The organism is Rhodothermales bacterium (genome assembly GCA_039944855.1).
Classification (GTDB): Bacteria; Bacteroidota; Rhodothermia; order Rhodothermales; family JANQRZ01; genus JBBSMX01.
Genome location: JBDUXZ010000005.1, coordinates 85,466 through 99,772, shown reverse-complemented (window position 1 = coordinate 99,772; position 14,307 = coordinate 85,466). Strand labels below are relative to the sequence as shown.

General features: G+C 68.5%; 15 protein-coding genes. 8 read left to right on the top strand and 7 right to left on the bottom strand.

Annotation, left to right across the window (positions count from 1 at the left end):
- Positions 1 to 41: 41 nt before the first annotated feature.
- A complete protein-coding gene (locus ABJF88_02960; GenBank protein MEP0545865.1) occupies positions 42 to 443 on the bottom strand; it encodes a hypothetical protein in 402 nt (133 codons plus the stop codon).
- A gap of 322 nt (positions 444 to 765) precedes the next feature.
- On the opposite strand from ABJF88_02960, the gene ABJF88_02955 reads away from it, so the two are divergent.
- Positions 766 to 1,185: a response regulator gene (locus ABJF88_02955; protein ID MEP0545864.1), complete on the top strand. Its 420-nt coding sequence runs from the start codon at positions 766 to 768 to the stop codon at positions 1,183 to 1,185.
- On the opposite strand, the gene ABJF88_02950 is transcribed toward ABJF88_02955, so the two are convergent.
- The 3 genes from ABJF88_02950 to lnt form a co-directional block, all read right to left on the bottom strand.
- The gene (locus ABJF88_02950) at positions 1,182 to 1,925 is read right to left on the bottom strand and encodes a type 1 glutamine amidotransferase (GenBank protein MEP0545863.1); all 744 of its coding nucleotides are present in this window, start codon (positions 1,923 to 1,925) and stop codon (positions 1,182 to 1,184) included. The two genes, ABJF88_02955 and ABJF88_02950, sit on opposite strands and share 4 nt — an antisense overlap.
- A 5-nt stretch (positions 1,926 to 1,930) precedes the next feature.
- On the bottom strand, positions 1,931 to 2,545 hold the full coding sequence (locus ABJF88_02945; protein MEP0545862.1) for a Maf family protein: 615 nt from the start codon (positions 2,543 to 2,545) through the stop codon (positions 1,931 to 1,933).
- A gap of 95 nt (positions 2,546 to 2,640) precedes the next feature.
- Positions 2,641 to 4,308, bottom strand: coding sequence for an apolipoprotein N-acyltransferase (gene lnt, locus ABJF88_02940; GenBank protein ID MEP0545861.1), 1,668 nt, complete (start codon positions 4,306 to 4,308; stop codon positions 2,641 to 2,643).
- Positions 4,309 to 4,567: 259 nt separating this feature from the next.
- On the opposite strand from lnt, the gene ABJF88_02935 reads away from it, so the two are divergent.
- Positions 4,568 to 5,401, top strand: coding sequence for a ParA family protein (locus tag ABJF88_02935; GenBank protein ID MEP0545860.1), 834 nt, complete (start codon positions 4,568 to 4,570; stop codon positions 5,399 to 5,401).
- A 120-nt stretch (positions 5,402 to 5,521) separates the two neighbouring features.
- Positions 5,522 to 7,012, top strand: a complete 1,491-nt coding sequence (locus ABJF88_02930) for a sodium-dependent transporter (protein ID MEP0545859.1) — start codon at positions 5,522 to 5,524, stop codon at positions 7,010 to 7,012.
- On the opposite strand, the gene ABJF88_02925 is transcribed toward ABJF88_02930, so the two are convergent.
- The gene (locus tag ABJF88_02925; protein ID MEP0545858.1) at positions 7,009 to 7,572 is read right to left on the bottom strand and encodes an isoprenylcysteine carboxylmethyltransferase family protein; all 564 of its coding nucleotides are present in this window, start codon (positions 7,570 to 7,572) and stop codon (positions 7,009 to 7,011) included. The two genes, ABJF88_02930 and ABJF88_02925, sit on opposite strands and share 4 nt — an antisense overlap.
- 5 nt (positions 7,573 to 7,577) lie before the next feature.
- The gene (locus ABJF88_02920; GenBank protein ID MEP0545857.1) at positions 7,578 to 8,648 is read right to left on the bottom strand and encodes a 3-oxoacyl-[acyl-carrier-protein] synthase III C-terminal domain-containing protein; all 1,071 of its coding nucleotides are present in this window, start codon (positions 8,646 to 8,648) and stop codon (positions 7,578 to 7,580) included.
- Positions 8,649 to 8,772: 124 nt separating this feature from the next.
- On the opposite strand from ABJF88_02920, the gene ABJF88_02915 reads away from it, so the two are divergent.
- From ABJF88_02915 to ABJF88_02895, 5 genes are all read left to right on the top strand, one after another.
- Positions 8,773 to 10,374 carry a M14 family metallopeptidase gene (locus tag ABJF88_02915; protein ID MEP0545856.1) on the top strand — a complete coding sequence of 534 codons (1,602 nt, stop codon included), beginning with the start codon at positions 8,773 to 8,775 and terminating at the stop codon, positions 10,372 to 10,374.
- A 52-nt stretch (positions 10,375 to 10,426) separates the two neighbouring features.
- Positions 10,427 to 10,939, top strand: coding sequence for a TlpA disulfide reductase family protein (locus tag ABJF88_02910; GenBank protein MEP0545855.1), 513 nt, complete (start codon positions 10,427 to 10,429; stop codon positions 10,937 to 10,939).
- Between the two features lie 29 nt (positions 10,940 to 10,968).
- The gene (locus ABJF88_02905) at positions 10,969 to 11,592 is read left to right on the top strand and encodes a thioredoxin family protein (GenBank protein MEP0545854.1); all 624 of its coding nucleotides are present in this window, start codon (positions 10,969 to 10,971) and stop codon (positions 11,590 to 11,592) included.
- 116 nt (positions 11,593 to 11,708) lie between these two features.
- Positions 11,709 to 12,896, top strand: coding sequence for a ribonuclease D (gene rnd, locus ABJF88_02900; GenBank protein ID MEP0545853.1), 1,188 nt, complete (start codon positions 11,709 to 11,711; stop codon positions 12,894 to 12,896).
- Positions 12,893 to 13,942, top strand: coding sequence for a hypothetical protein (locus tag ABJF88_02895; GenBank protein MEP0545852.1), 1,050 nt, complete (start codon positions 12,893 to 12,895; stop codon positions 13,940 to 13,942). Before rnd ends, ABJF88_02895 begins: the two co-directional genes overlap by 4 nt.
- A 2-nt stretch (positions 13,943 to 13,944) precedes the next feature.
- On the opposite strand, the gene ABJF88_02890 is transcribed toward ABJF88_02895, so the two are convergent.
- Complete coding sequence (locus ABJF88_02890; GenBank protein ID MEP0545851.1) at positions 13,945 to 14,217, bottom strand: NifU N-terminal domain-containing protein; 273 nt, start codon at positions 14,215 to 14,217, stop codon at positions 13,945 to 13,947.
- Positions 14,218 to 14,307: the final 90 nt, after the last annotated feature.

The window sequence follows — 14,307 nt, the reverse complement described above, 5'->3', positions numbered from 1 at the left end:
GCGGGTGACGGGCAGTGGCGACGCTGACGAATATGGCATCGTTATACGCCGATGACGCGGCCGGTGACCTTCAACTCCTGCAAGCGGCGGATGGCGTCGGCCCGGGCCTCGGGGGGGACGGCCAGCCATATCTCGTTGGCCTCGGCCTCCTTTGCAAGCGCACAAAGACGCTGCGTCGCCCGCTCGCTGTCGAGCGACGACGTGGTTTCGACCGCAAAAAGCGAGAGCGTGTCCTGCCCCGAATGGGCGGTGACGTCGGGACGGTGGGGAGCGGTCGGATGCCGCGAGGCGCCGGCGTCGGTGCGGATGCTTCGGAAGCCGAGCCCGAAGAGCAGGTGGACGAGGGCGCTTACGAGGCGGGCGTGCGTGGGGTCCGACGATGTAGCGAGGGGGGGGGTGATCGGTGGGGGGGCTGCGTGGGGGAAGGGGGGAGGGCTGGTCATGAGGGCGTGCCGGTGGTGGGTGGGGGAAAACACTAGTGCACCCGCGCAGGGTACGAACGCAACGCGGAGTTTGGAAAGAGCCGTCAGGCGCATTGACGGTGCACCAATGGACCTCATCGCCCGCACCACGCACGAAGCAGTCGGGAAGCCGGCCTTGCGGGGCCGAACCACGCTCAGGGATACCACCGATCCTATACTCCATCTCGAAGCGAGCGGAAGCAACGTCGCTCCTTAACAACCGGCGGGTGCTGCCGATATACAGGAGTGAACCGGTGCCGCAGGATTGAGCCTGCTCTGTTGTTACATGACCATACCGAGCCACATGGATCAACCGTCCTCCACGTCTTCCCTACCCTCGGAGCCTTCCGACGCGCTCCGCGTGCTGGTGCTGGAAGACAACGCCGAGTCCCGCCTCCTCCTGCGCCACCTGCTTCGCCGCGACTTCGACGCCACGCTCGTGGGCGGGGTCGACGAGGCGCTGGCCGCGGCGCAGAGCCTATCGTTCGATATCGCCCTGCTCGATATCAACCTCGGTGAGAAGCGGACCGGTGTAGACGTGCTGCAACTCCTCCGCACGATGCCACAACACCGCGACCTCCCGGCCCTCGCATGCACGGCGTACGCCCTGCCCGGCGACCGTGAGCGCTTCCTCAACGCGGGCTTCGTTGACTACGTCAGCAAGCCGTTCGTCAAAGCGGAGTTGATGGCGGCCCTGTACAAAGCCGTCGGCGTTCAGGCTTAGCCGGGCGCGACGGCGAAGCGTTCGAGGAACGCCGCGAGCAGGCGGTCGACGTCCGGCGTGTCGCGCAACGTGGCGATCGTCTCTTCGAAGGCCGCTTCGTCCTGGGCCTCGATGTAGAACGAGCGGTAGGCGACGAGCCGCTGCCGCTCGCGCTCGGCGTCGAGTTCGCTGTGGAACTGGGTGCCGTAGATCGGGCGGTCCGCGATGCGGAAGGCCTGGTAGGGCGCTCGCGCCGTCCGCGCGAGTTCGACCGCGTCGGCGGGTAGCACGCTCACCCGGTCCTGGTGCCCCATCTGCGCGGGGAAACGGGGCGGGAAGTCGCCGAAGAGCGGATCGGCCCGGCCCTCATCTGTGAGCTCGACGTCGTGCGTGCCCATCTCGGATCGCTCGATGTCCTGAACGACGGTGCCGCCGAACGCGCGGGCGATGAATTGGTGGCCCCAGCACGAGCCGAAGAGCGGGACGTGGCGGTCGTAGCACGTCGTGACGAGGCCGATCAGGTCGTCAGTCCACGCGTAGGTATGCGTGACCGAGTAGGCCCCGGCCCCACCGATCATCACGGCGTCCACGTCGTCGAGTAGCCCGGCGTGCAGCGCGTCGGTGAGTGCGTTCGTCACGACGAGTTGATCGGGGCGGAGGCCGCACCGTTCGATGAACGTGTCCTGTTCCTCGCGAATCACGGCGGGGCGCTCGCGGATTTGAATGAGCCTGACGCGGAGTTGGTCGTAGGTGGGGGCCATACAGGTCAGTCGTTCGGAGCGCCGAGGGGGGCGAGGAGATCGGCGAAATGTGTGCGGAGGGTCTGGTAGAGCCGGTGGAGCGGGAGGCCGACCACGTTGTAATAATCACCTCGTACGCCTTCGACGAAGAGGGCGCCGGCGTCGTCCTGGATGCCGTACGAGCCGGCCTTATCACGCGGCGATCCGGTGCGGACGTACGCCTCGATCTCCTCCGGGCTGAGCGGGGCGAACGTGACCTCGGTGGCCTCGTGTGCCGTGACGCTGCGCCCCCGTGGCGGGTCGACGAGCGCGATGCCGGTGAACACGGTGTGCGAGCGCCCACTGAGCCGGGCGAGCATCTCGGCCGCGTGCGCGTCGTCGGTCGGCTTGCCGAGGACGTCGCCGTCGAGCACGACGATGGTGTCGGCCCCGAGCGTGAGCGCGGTGGGAAACGCGGCGGCTACGGTCTCGGCCTTGTCTCGGGCGAGCCGGTGGACGGTCTCGACGGGCGGCATGCCGGGTGGAACCGTCTCGTCGGCGTCGCTCGGGTGCACGGTGAACCGGACGCCGAGCCGCTCGAGGAGCTGGCGGCGGCGGGGCGACTGAGAAGCGAGGACGAGCGGGACGCGGAGGTCGAGCATAGCGGGCCGGGGGAAAGAGCCGAAGATACCGACCCATACACTCGACCCACGTCAGTTGCCCGACGAATCAGCGCGCGCTTCTCACTGCCTGTTTCTCACTGCCGGATCTTGACGAGGGTCGCGCCCCGCTGGATCCGTGCTCGCTGCGCCTCGGAATTCCGCCACCTCGGGAAGAAGAGGACGACGAAGCCCCACGCGAGGGCGAGGAGGAGCGAGAGGCCCAGCGCGCCCCGCCCAATCCAGTCGCCGTGGAGCGTGTAGTACGTCGGCTCGTGGAGGATGGGAACGGCGACCTGCTCCACGGTTCGCTCCATCCAGCCCGTCGTCTCAGGGGCGCTGCCGTCGGAATGGATGAGGCCGGAGCGGCCGGTGACCGTACTCATCAGCACGGCCCGCCGCGTCTCCACCGCGCGGAGCCGCGTGAGTGCGAAGTGCTGCTGGTAGCCGGCCGACTGCCCCCACCACCCGTCCTGCGCGAGCACGACGAGGAACTCGGCGCCCTGCCCGACGAGCTCGCGGACGTGGTCGCCGAAGAGGGATTCGTAACAGATCAGGGTGCCGAAGCGCGAGCCGCCGCGCTCGAGGAGCTGCCCCCGGCGGCCGAGGCCGTAGCCACCGACGCCGCCCGACGCCACGCCGAGCGCCGCGAGCGCCGGCCGCCACTCGACGAGCGGGACGCGCTCGGCGAATGGGATCATATAGATTTTATCGTACTGCTGCGGCCGGGCTGAGGCGTCGAAGAAGAGGGCGCTATTGTAGTATGGCGTGACTTCGGCGTACTTCTCAGCCACGACGGCTTCGACGGTGAGGGCCGGGGCGGAGTCATAGCGCGTGATGGCGCCGGTGAGGAGGGACACGCCGTGGAGGTCGGTCCAGCGGCCGAGGCGGGCGTAGAGGTCGCGCTGCCGGCGCGCGTCGGGGTAGACGGGGAGCGCCGTCTCCGGCCACACGATGAGGCTCGGACGCGCGCTGTCCGCCGGGATATCGCGCAGCAGCTCCGACGACAGCGAGGCCAGCAGGTCGACGCGGACGCCGCTCTGTACGTTCGCCCACTCCTGCGGCGTGACGGCCGGCTGCACGTACGCGACTTCTGTGGTCTCGCTCGCCACTTCAAGCTGCGGCAGGCGCCACTGCCCGTACACGATGGGTGCCACGAACAGCGCGATCCCGCACACCGCCATCGCGACGCGCGCGGGGAACGGTCGGGCCTCGAATGTCCAGAAAATCGCCCCGTTCACGAGCCAGATCCACAGCGACAGCCCGCCCACGCCGGCGATGTCGGCGAACTGGTTGAAGAGAGGCGCGTTCGCCTGCGTATTGCCGAGGAGCAGCCACGGCATCGCGCCGGGGCCGTGGGAGAGGCCGTATTCCACGGCGAGCCAGGACGAGACGAGCACGACAAAGCTGACTTTGAACCCGAACCGCCGCTTGACGACGGCCGCGGCGACGACGGGAAGCGTGAACGGCACGGGGATGAGTAGGAGGCCGAGTCCCGAGGTCAGTGCCGTCAGCGCGTTCTCGTGGAACAGCACCCAGTGCCCCGCGATCGCCGTCATCACGAGGAACGTCGAGTACGCCTCGCGCAGGAGCATCCACCCGAGCGGGAGCCGGCTCCAGCGAATGAGGAGCGGCACGAGCGCGACGTACGCCAGCATGTACGTCGGGAACGGCGGGAAGCTGAATCCCAGCAGGAGCCCCGACCCGAGGATCCAAAACGGGCTGTTGAAGTCGTCGATGGGGCGGCGCGGAGTGAGTGCAGTCACGGCGTGTGCGCAGGCGGAGGGGAGGAGAACGCCGGAGCCCCGGAGAAGAGGCTGGCCGAGTCAATCGTCGGGGGTATCGGTCACGAGGCGCGGCGACTAAAGCGCTGTTGATCTATCGGCGATCGGCGTCTAAGTTTGGGCCGGCTCACTCGGACTCCGAAGATAGCGGAGGAACACAGGCACCACCCCGCGCTCCGCTCCATCTGCGGGGTCGTGCCGGCTGCCGCACCCGATTCACTCATCCACCCCAGGCCCACGTATGCCCGTTCTCAGCATCTGCAACCACAAAGGAGGGACGGGCAAGACTACGACGGCCATCCACACGGCCGCCGCGTTCGGGCTCAGCGGGCGCCGCGTGCTCGCCATCGACCTCGACCCGCAGGGCTTCCTGACCAAGCTGCTCGGGGTCGACGAGCCGGAGGAAGCGCAGTCTTCCCTCGCCCTTTTCGACCACGAGAGCGACCTCCGCACGCTCGACATGGTGGCGCTCCACGGGTTCGACCTCCTCCCGGCGTCGTACAACATGACGAAGGCGGCGCGGAAGCTCGGCCGACCGACTGACGTGCTGTGGATCAAAGAGGCGCTGGAGCAAGGCCACGACTACGACCTCATCCTGCTCGACACGGCGGCGGCGATGACGGTGTTCAGCCTGAACGCTCTCGTCGCCTCCGACGCCGTGCTGATCCCGGTGACGCCGGAGTACCAGCCCGTCGTCGGCGCCGAGCAGACGTACGCGACGGCGCGGCTCGTGCAGGAGAAGCTGAACCCGACCCTGATCGAACCGCTCTTCCTGCTGACGCAGGTGGACGCTCGCAAGCGCGACCACGCCTCCTATTCCCAGTACATCCGCGAGGGGTACGGCGCGCGCGTGCTCACGAGCGAGATCCGTACGAGCGCCTCGCTCGCCGAGAGCGCCCGCGGCGGCGAGACCGTCTTCGACCGCGACATCACCTCCCGCGGCGCCCGTGATTACGCGAACGCCGCCGACGAGCTGAACGGCTACCTCTTCCCCCGAGCCGAGGAGGCACGGCCCGACGACCACGCGGCGGGCCCGCTCCCCAATGATCAGTGGGTCACGCTAAACCGGCTCTGAGTCGGGGGTCCAGAGTCGGGAGTCGAGGGGGCCATCGCACCCGGCTAGCGACGCCCGAACCTCGACGCTCGACCCTCGACGCTCGACCCCGGACGCTCGACACCCGACAACTGTATGCCCATGCCCCACGCCTCCGAGCAACGCTTCTCCTCCCGCTGGACGCTGCTGTTGAGCGTGCTCGGCATCGCGGTCGGGACGGGGAATATCTGGCGGTTTCCCCGAATCGCGGCGCAGAACGGCGGGGACGACGGCGCGGGCGCGTTCCTCTTCGCGTGGCTCGTGTTCCTCCTCGTGTGGAGCATCCCCCTCATCATCGCCGAGTACGCGCTTGGGCAGCGCGGGCGGCGCGGCGTCGTTGGGACCTTCACGAGGCTGGCCGGGGAGCGCTTCGCGTGGATGGGCGCGTTCGTCGGATTCGTGGCGACGGCGATCATGTTTTACTACGCCGTCGTGGCCGGGTGGTGTTTTTACTACACGACGGAATCGCTCTTCGCCGGGCTGCCGCTGACGACAGAATCGGCGCTCGGGACGTGGGACGCGTTCCAATCGAGCGGATGGCCGCTGTTCTTCCACGCCGCGGCGATGGGGCTCGGGGCCGTCGCGTGCTGGCAGGGTGTGCGCTCCATCGAGCGGGCCAACCGCGTGCTCGTCCCGACGCTGCTCGTGATCGTCGTGATCGCCGTCGTGCGGGCGATGACACTGCCGGGGGCCGGGGCCGGGCTCGCGTACCTCTTCACGCCCGAGTGGAGCCAACTCCGCGAGCCGAGGCTCTGGCTGGAGGCGCTGACGCAGAACGCGTGGGACACGGGCGCGGGCTGGGGCCTGATCCTCACGTACGCGGCCTACATGCGGAAGGAGCACGGCGTCGTCCGCAACGCCTTCCTCACCGGGATCGGCAACAACACCGTCTCGCTGCTTTCTGCGACGATGATCTTCGGGACCGTCTTCGCCATCCTCGGCACGGAGATGTCGCGGCCGGAGATGCTGGAGGTGATGCGGACGAGCGGGCCGGCCTCGACGGGCCTGACGTTCATCTGGATGCCGCAGCTCTTCGCGCAGATGGCGTTCGGCAAAGTGCTCGCGGTGCTGTTCTTCCTCGCGCTCTCGTTCGCCGCGCTTTCGTCGCTGATCTCGATGATCGAGCTCGCCTCGCGGGCGCTCGTCGACTTCGGGCTCCCGCGCCCTCGCGCCGTGGCGACCGTCGCAGGCGTCGGCTTCGTGCTCGGCGTGCCGAGCGCGCTGAACCTCACGTTCTTCGCCAACCAGGACTTCGTGTGGGGCGTGGCGCTGATGATCTCCGGCGCGTTCGTTGCCTTCGCCGTCATCCGCTACGGCGCGTCCCGCCTCCGTCACGACCTCGCGACGCCGTCGGATTGGCGGCTGCACCCGACGTGGGACCTGATGATCCGCTACCTCATCCCGCTCGAAGCCGTCGTCCTCCTCGTGTGGTGGCTCAGCCTCGCGACGACGGCGGACTTCACGGAAGCGTGGTACGATCCCTTCGAGCCGTACAGCGTGATGACGTGCCTCGTACAGTGGGGCCTCGCGCTCGGGCTTTTCTTCGCGCTCAACACGTGGATGGTGCGGCGCACACTGCGGGACCGGGTTTAGCTGGGGATAAAGCGGGGCCGCTCGCCGAGCGCGGCGTCGTAGTCGTTGGCCTCGCGGAGCGCGGCTTCCTCCGTCCTAATCCGCACGCGGAGCAGGAGCCCGTTGAGCACGGTGAAGGCGAGCGCCGTCAGCCACGCCGTATGGAGGAAGGGAACGAACGCAATCTCGAGGATCACGCCGACGTAGTTCGGGTGCCGGATGCGGCGGTAGAGCCCGCTCGCGACGGGCGGGGCGCCGGGGAGGATCATGATCGACGCCGTCCAGCGCGGCCCGAGCGTACGGATCGCCGCGTAGCGAAGCAACTGCCCGGCGAGAAGCCCGGCGAACGCGAGCACGGCGAGCCACGGGACGAATGGCCGGTCGAGCAGGAAGACCTCGGCGAGCATCGCGACGAACCACGCCGTGTGGAGGAGCCGCATCGCGCCCATGTGCCCGGCACCGACTTCGTAGCCGCCCTTTGCCCGGATCGCCGCCGCGTTGCGCGCGCTCAGCCGGAGTTCGAGCATGCGTTGCGCGGCGACGGCGAGGACGATGCCGAGGAAGAGGAACTGCGTCGTCATCGCGGTCACCACCGGAGCAGCACGAGTTCGGCGACGAAACCGGGGCCCATCGCGAGCATCAGCCCATACGTGCCGGGCGGCGGCGGGTCGTCGCGCAGCACGGCGTCGAGGATGAGGAGGACGGAGACGGACGAGACGTTGCCGACCTCGCGGAGGACGTCGCGGCTCCGCTGGAGCGTCGTCCCGTTGAGCCCGAGCCCTTCTTCGAGCGCCTCGATCACCTTCGGCCCGCCGGGGTGGCAGACCCACCGGCCGATGTCGGCGACGCCGATCCCGTGCTCGTCGAGGAACGCCTCGATGCGGGCGCTGAGGTCGGTCCGCGAGGCCTCGGGCACGTCGGCCGAGAGGACGATCTGCATCCCGGTCTCTTTGATGTCCCAGCCCATGAAGTGCTCGGAGTCGGGGAAGAAGACGGAGCGGGTAGCGACGATCTCGGGCATCGTGTGGCCGGCCTGCTGCGCGAGCGGGTGCTCGTCGCCGACCATCAGCACGGCCCCGGCCGCGTCGCCGAAGAGGCCGCACGCGATGAGGTTGGCGATCGAGATGTCGTGCTTTTGGATCGTCAGCGAGCAGAACTCCTCGGTGAGGAGCACGGCGGCCTCGGTCGGATGCCCGGCGAGGTAGTCGGCGAGGCGCGCGGTGCCGGCGGTGCCGGCGACGCAGCCGAGCCCGAAGAGCGGGAGCCGCTTCGTGTCGGGCGCGAACGGCAGCCGGTTCATCAGCCGCGCGTCGATCGTCGGGATCGCGATGCCCGTCGTGGAGGCGAAAATGAAGAGGCCGACATCGGAGGCGTCGAGCCCGGCCTCGGCGAACACCTTCTCCAGCACCTCCTGTCCCAGCTCGACGGCCACGCGGGCGTAGATCTCGTTCGGCTCCTCCCACCCGCGCAGCTCGTAATACTCCTCCTTCGGCACGGCGATGTAGCGCCCGCCGACGGTCGTGTTCTCGTGCAGCTTCGCGACGCGACCGGTGTTGATGCCGTACTCCGACCACAGCATCTGAAGGTCCCCGCTGATGACGTCCTGCGAGTAGTAGTGCGCCGGGAATCCGGTCGCGGTGGCGGCAATGAAGGGCATGAGAAGCGGGCCGGGTAAAGCGAAAGGGCGAGTGGTACGGCGAGGGGAGGGGTGGGTTCTTGCGGATCGCATGATCTCCCACAAGCGGCGTAGCTTGTCCGCCGATCCCGCCTTTCTCCCGCCGATGCCTCGCGCCGTCCTCTTCGCTCTCCTATTCGGCGTCTCGCCGCTCGCGGCCCAGCCCGCCGACACGCTCCGCACCCGCGCCGAGCAGACCGACTTCCGCGCGACTTCGACGTATGCCGACGTGATGGCCTTCGTCGAAGCGATCGGTACGATGCCAGGGTTCCACGGCACGACGTTCGGGACGACGGTCGAAGGCCGTCCCCTCCCGCTCATGGTGTGGGGCGCGGACGGCGCTTCGGCCGAGGCCGTGCGCGCGGCCGGGAAGCTGCGGGTGCTCGTCTTCGCCAACATCCACGCGGGCGAAGTCGCGGGTAAAGAGGCCGCGCTCATACTCCTGCGCGAACTCGCGGCCGGCAAGTACGCTGCATGGGCCGACTCGCTCGTCCTCCTCGTCGCCCCGATCTACAACGCTGACGGCAACGAGCGCGTCGACCCCGGCAATCGCCCCTACCAGCACGGCCCGGTCGACGGCATGGGGCAGCGGTCGAACGCGCAAGACCTCGACCTCAACCGGGACTTCGTCAAGCTCGACGCGCCGGAGTCTCGCGCCCTCGTCGCGCTCATGGACACGTACGACCCGCACGTCGTCATCGACCTGCACACGACGAACGGGACGGTCCACGCCTACGACCTCACGTACGCGCCGCCGCTCCACCCCAACACGCCCGCCGCCGTGGACGCGCTCCTGCGCGGCGCGTGGCTGCCGGCCGTAACGGAGGCATATAAAGAGCGGTACGGCGGGTGCCTCACGTACTACGGCAACGACAAGCCCGAGTGGGGCCAGCCGCGCGGATGGGCCACGTTCGACCCGCGTCCGCGCTTCGGTACGAACTACGCCGGGCTGCGGAACCGCGTCGGCATCCTCAGCGAGGCGTACAGCTACGCCACGTTCGAGGACCGCGTCCGCGCTACACTCGGGTTTGTGACGGAGACGCTGGACTGGGCGCACGACCACGCGGGGGAGATCCGCCGGACGGTTCAGCAAGCGGATGCCGAGTCCGTCGTCGGACAGCGGCTCGCGCTCCGGGCGGCGGGGGGCTGGCAGGCCTCGCCCGAGCCCGAGACGATCCTACTCGGCGAGGTCGTCGAGGAGCCGAACCCGCACACCGGCGAGCCGATGTTTCGCCGAACCGAGGCGGTGACGCCGACGGAGATGACAGTGTACGGCCGGTTCGCCGGCTCGGACTTCGAGACGGCGCCGCTCGCGTATCTCGTCCCCGATTCGCTCGCCGACGTGGTTAACCGGCTCGACGCGCACGGCATCCGCTATTACGCTGCGGGTGCGGGGTTGCAGAGTATCCCCATCGGGCAGGAGGTCTTTCGCATCGACAGCGTCCACGTCGCCGAGCGACCGTTTCAGGCTCGGCACGAACGCGAGGCGTTCGGTCGTTACGGAGAGGTTACGCAACCGATGGCAGCGGGCACGCTCGTCGTCCCGATCGATCAGCCGCTCGGGCGGATGGCCTTCACCCTCCTCGAACCCCGCTCCGACGACGGGTTGGTGAATTGGGGGCTCGTGCCGGTTGAGCCGGGCGACGACTACCCGATCCGCCGCTTGACGAACGCGGAAGACGTGCTCGTCCTCGAGCCGATGCGCTGACCCGACCTCGAATCACGAACCCGACACTGCCCCGCACGTACTACCGTCGACCATGCCAGAACCTCGCCTCCTCTACGCCTCATTGATACTCGCCGTGACGCTGTCGCTCGCGGCCTGTAGCGAGCGCGGCCCCGGCGAACTCGTGATCCAGCCCGTCACAGCCGAGGAACTGATCGACGAGATACGGGACGCGGACGCCGACCTCGTCGTCGTCAATTTCTGGGCTTCGTGGTGTATGCCGTGCCGCGAGGAGTTCCCCGAGTTCGTCCGCTTCAGCCGCGAGACCGACCCCGACGACGTGCAGGTCCGCTTCGTGACGGTGGACTTCGAGGAGGATCTCCCGTTCGCCGCCCAATTCCTGCGCGAGAACGGGGTGGGCGGCACGACGTTTGTTAAAAACGGGAAGGAAGGTCCGTTCATCAACGTGATCAACCCCGGCTGGTCCGGGGCGATTCCCGCGACGGCCATCTACGACCGCGACGGCAACCGGCTCGCGTTCTGGGAGGGGAAGGTCACCTACGACCAACTCCTCCGCCGCGTCAGCGAAGCACGGCAGGCCAGCTAGCACCGCTCCCTCCACCAACCCCTATCGCGATGACTCTACCCCGTACGATCCGATATGCGGCGCCTCTGATGCTAGCCGTGCTGTGGCTCGCCCAGCCCGCCGCCGCGCAGGACCGCAACGCCCTCGAGATCGGCGCCGCCCTCCCGACCGCCGACCGCTCGATGCAGAACGTCACCGGGTCGCCGACCTCGTTCGGGCAGGCAATGGGGGATCGGGGCCTCGCCGTGCTCTTTTGGAGCAACACGTGCCCGTGGGTGGCGAAGTACGAGGACCGCGTGCTCGCACTCGCCGAGGAGTATCAGGCGGCCGGCATCGGCTTCGTCGTCGTTAACTCGAACGATCCGAACGCGTACCCCGAGGAGGGCACGGCGGCGATCCAGCAGCACGCGAGCGCGAAGGGGTACCCGTTCGCCTACGTCGTGGACGAAGGTTCGGACGCGGCGGAGGCGTTCGGCGCCTCACGCACGCCGCAGGTGTTCCTCTTCAACACCGATCGCCGGCTCGTCTACGAAGGCACCGTCGACGACAGCCCGTCCGATGCGTCGCAGGTGGAGGAGGAGTACTTCCGCGATGCGATGAACCAGCTCATCGCCGGCACCGCGATCACGGTGCAGAAGACGAAGGCGTTCGGCTGCACGATTAAGTTCTACTAGCGCTTCGCGCGAGTGGCACCGGCGCAGAAGCCGAGCGCTCGGTGCCGCGCCGTCCTTCCGGCAGTGTCCGATGTGCGGGCGCTGCCGGAACCGTTATTGCAAAATGGGTGCACCCCGTGATTGATACCCCGCAGCAACTCGAAAACCTTATCGACCGCGCCCGCCAGGCCCGCCGCGTCGCCCTCGACACCGAGTTCGTCTGGGAGCGGACGTACTACGCCGGCCTCGGCCTCGTCCAACTCGGCCTCTCACGCGACGAGGTCTACCTCATCGACACCGTCGCGATCGACGATCTGAGCGCGCTCGGCGCGCTGATCGCGGACCCCGACGTGGTCAAGATTCTCCACGATGCGCAGCAGGACTTGATGATCCTCTATCGCGCGACGGGGGGCGCTCCGCGTTCGATCTTCGATACCCGCCTCGCCGGCGGCTTCGTCGGGCTCACGGCGACGACCTCGCTGCAAGCGCTCATCGGCGCGACGGTCGACGTCCACCTTCCAAAAGGGGAGTCGCGCTCCGATTGGCTGCGGCGCCCGCTCCGCGAGGCGCAACTTGAGTACGCCCGCGATGATGTCCGCTATCTCCCCGACGCGTTCGACGTGTTGTGGGCGCGGATCGACGCGCTCGACCGCCGGGCGTGGGTGGAGGAGGAGATGGCGCAGTACGACGACCTCTCGCTTTACACCGAAGACGACCCGTTCGAGCGCTACCGGAGCGTGAAGGGGCGCGGCAAGCGGGGCTTCTCGCCGCTCGACTACGCTGTGCTCCGCGAGCTGACGGCGTGGCGCGAGCAGGAGGCCCGCCACCGCGACCGCCCGCGCGGCCACATCGTGAAAGACGATGTCCTCGTCACCCTCGCCCAACGCAAGCCGACGAACGACGGCGCCCTGCGCGACGTGCAGGGCGTGAGCGACAACGCCGTGCGGAACTACGGCGACGCCATCGTCGAGGCCGTCAAGCGCGGGCTCGACGTGCCGAAGTCGGATCGGCCGAAGCCGACCCGCCGCCGTCGAAAGGACGACACCGAGATCGCCCGATTCGACCTCGCGCAGGCCCTCATCAAAGGGCGCAGCCTCAGCCACGAGATCGACCCCGGCCTCATTGGGAATCGGGCGTCCGTCGAACGCCTCGTCGCCGCCGGACCGGGCGCGGACCCCGCCGAGCACCCGGTGTTGCGCGGGTGGCGGCGCGAGTTCGTCGGCGAGGCCGTCCTCGACCTCCTGCGGGGCGAAGGCTCGGTCTCCGTCGATCCCGAGACCGATTTGCCTCGCCTCGTCCCCAACTCCGAACAGACGCCGTCATGACCGTGAGCGATTGGATTCGAGCGATATCGGACGCGGCGGCGGCGTGGCGCGACCCGGAGTATCCGGCGCGCGAGGCGGCGGTTCGAGCGACACTCGAAGCGCCCAACCGTTTTACCGAAGAAGGGCTGGCCTTCGCGCTGAACCACCTCACGCATCAGCTCAGGCCGACCGCGCTCCGCGAACGTGTCGCCCAGCACGCGGCTTCGGAGCCGCGCACCGTGGGCGTCGTCTGCTCGGGCGATGCGCCGCTCGACGGGTTGACCGATACGCTCGCGGCCCTGCTCGTCGGGCACCGCGTCATCGTGTGTCCAGCTCCTGAGTCTCCGGCGCTGCTGCCCGCGTTTCTCGATGCGGTAATGGAATTATCGGAGGCGGAGGACGAGGCTGTACGGTTCGCCGATCTCGCCGTCTTGTTCTCCGGTGCCGATGCGGTCGTCGCATCCGGCGACGAGGATGCGCTGGACGGCCTCACCAAGCGAGTGGACGCGGCAGACATCCCGTCCGAACGCCGATGGCTAAAGCGGAGCGGATTCGCCATCGCCGTGATCGACGGTGGGGAGGATGCCGAGACTCGGAGCGGGCTGGCCGAGGACCTGCTGCTGCACGAGGGCCTCGGTCCCCGCGCACCATCGGTCGTGTGGGCTCCCGCCGGGCTCGACCCCGACGGCCTCCTCGACACGCTCGCGGGCTTCCGCGAGCTGTACCCGCCGCATCCCGACACCGACGGCACACTCCGCATGGCGACGGCGTTTCTCGTCGCGGCGAAGCAGCCGCACGCGACGGGGCCGGGCTTTCTCCTCAGCAAAGGCGAACCTGAACCGCAGGCCGCCGCGCACGTCCGTTGGTCGGAGTACGCCTCGCTCAGCGACGTTGCGGACTGGCTCCAGACGCACCGCGACACCGTCGATTTCGTCGTGGCGAGGCCCGAGGTGAGTGCCGCGCTCGGTGCCGCACTCGATATCGACGTGCCGTTCGTGGAGCCCGGCGACGCGCACCGCCCCCGGCTGTTCGACGACGGGCTGCTCGCGTTTCTGGCAGCGGTGTAGCGTCAGCCTTCGAGGTGGGCGGTCAGAATGCGTTCGACGGCGGGCAGCACAGCGTTCCAATCAGCGTCCGGCCTTTTGGTGACGGTGACGAAGGGGGGGAGGACGAGCACGTTCATCACGCCCGGCACGGCGAAGAGCGGAGCGCCGATCGGGTCGCCCTCGGCCTCGGCGGCGCTCGCGAACGCGCCCATACCCTGCTCGATGAAGGGGCGGCCTGAGGTGGTGAACTTGAGGCTGTTAGGGTTCGGCGTGGGCTGAACGGTAAACGGCGGCATCGTTGGCGGGGTGGGTGAGCGGGTAAAGCTACGGGCAGCACGGAAACACGGAAAACATATCCCCGTCATGGAGAGTACCTTCTCTGTGGT

Coding starts and splice junctions, on each gene's coding strand:
- ABJF88_02960 (MEP0545865.1), bottom strand. CDS start 443: ATGACCAGCCCTCCCCCCTTCCCCCACGCAGCCCCCCCACCGATCACC.
- ABJF88_02955 (MEP0545864.1), top strand. CDS start 766: ATGGATCAACCGTCCTCCACGTCTTCCCTACCCTCGGAGCCTTCCGAC.
- ABJF88_02950 (MEP0545863.1), bottom strand. CDS start 1,925: ATGGCCCCCACCTACGACCAACTCCGCGTCAGGCTCATTCAAATCCGC.
- ABJF88_02945 (MEP0545862.1), bottom strand. CDS start 2,545: ATGCTCGACCTCCGCGTCCCGCTCGTCCTCGCTTCTCAGTCGCCCCGC.
- ABJF88_02935 (MEP0545860.1), top strand. CDS start 4,568: ATGCCCGTTCTCAGCATCTGCAACCACAAAGGAGGGACGGGCAAGACT.
- ABJF88_02930 (MEP0545859.1), top strand. CDS start 5,522: ATGCCCCACGCCTCCGAGCAACGCTTCTCCTCCCGCTGGACGCTGCTG.
- ABJF88_02925 (MEP0545858.1), bottom strand. CDS start 7,572: ATGACGACGCAGTTCCTCTTCCTCGGCATCGTCCTCGCCGTCGCCGCG.
- ABJF88_02920 (MEP0545857.1), bottom strand. CDS start 8,648: ATGCCCTTCATTGCCGCCACCGCGACCGGATTCCCGGCGCACTACTAC.
- ABJF88_02915 (MEP0545856.1), top strand. CDS start 8,773: ATGCCTCGCGCCGTCCTCTTCGCTCTCCTATTCGGCGTCTCGCCGCTC.
- ABJF88_02910 (MEP0545855.1), top strand. CDS start 10,427: ATGCCAGAACCTCGCCTCCTCTACGCCTCATTGATACTCGCCGTGACG.
- ABJF88_02905 (MEP0545854.1), top strand. CDS start 10,969: ATGACTCTACCCCGTACGATCCGATATGCGGCGCCTCTGATGCTAGCC.
- ABJF88_02895 (MEP0545852.1), top strand. CDS start 12,893: ATGACCGTGAGCGATTGGATTCGAGCGATATCGGACGCGGCGGCGGCG.
- ABJF88_02890 (MEP0545851.1), bottom strand. CDS start 14,217: ATGCCGCCGTTTACCGTTCAGCCCACGCCGAACCCTAACAGCCTCAAG.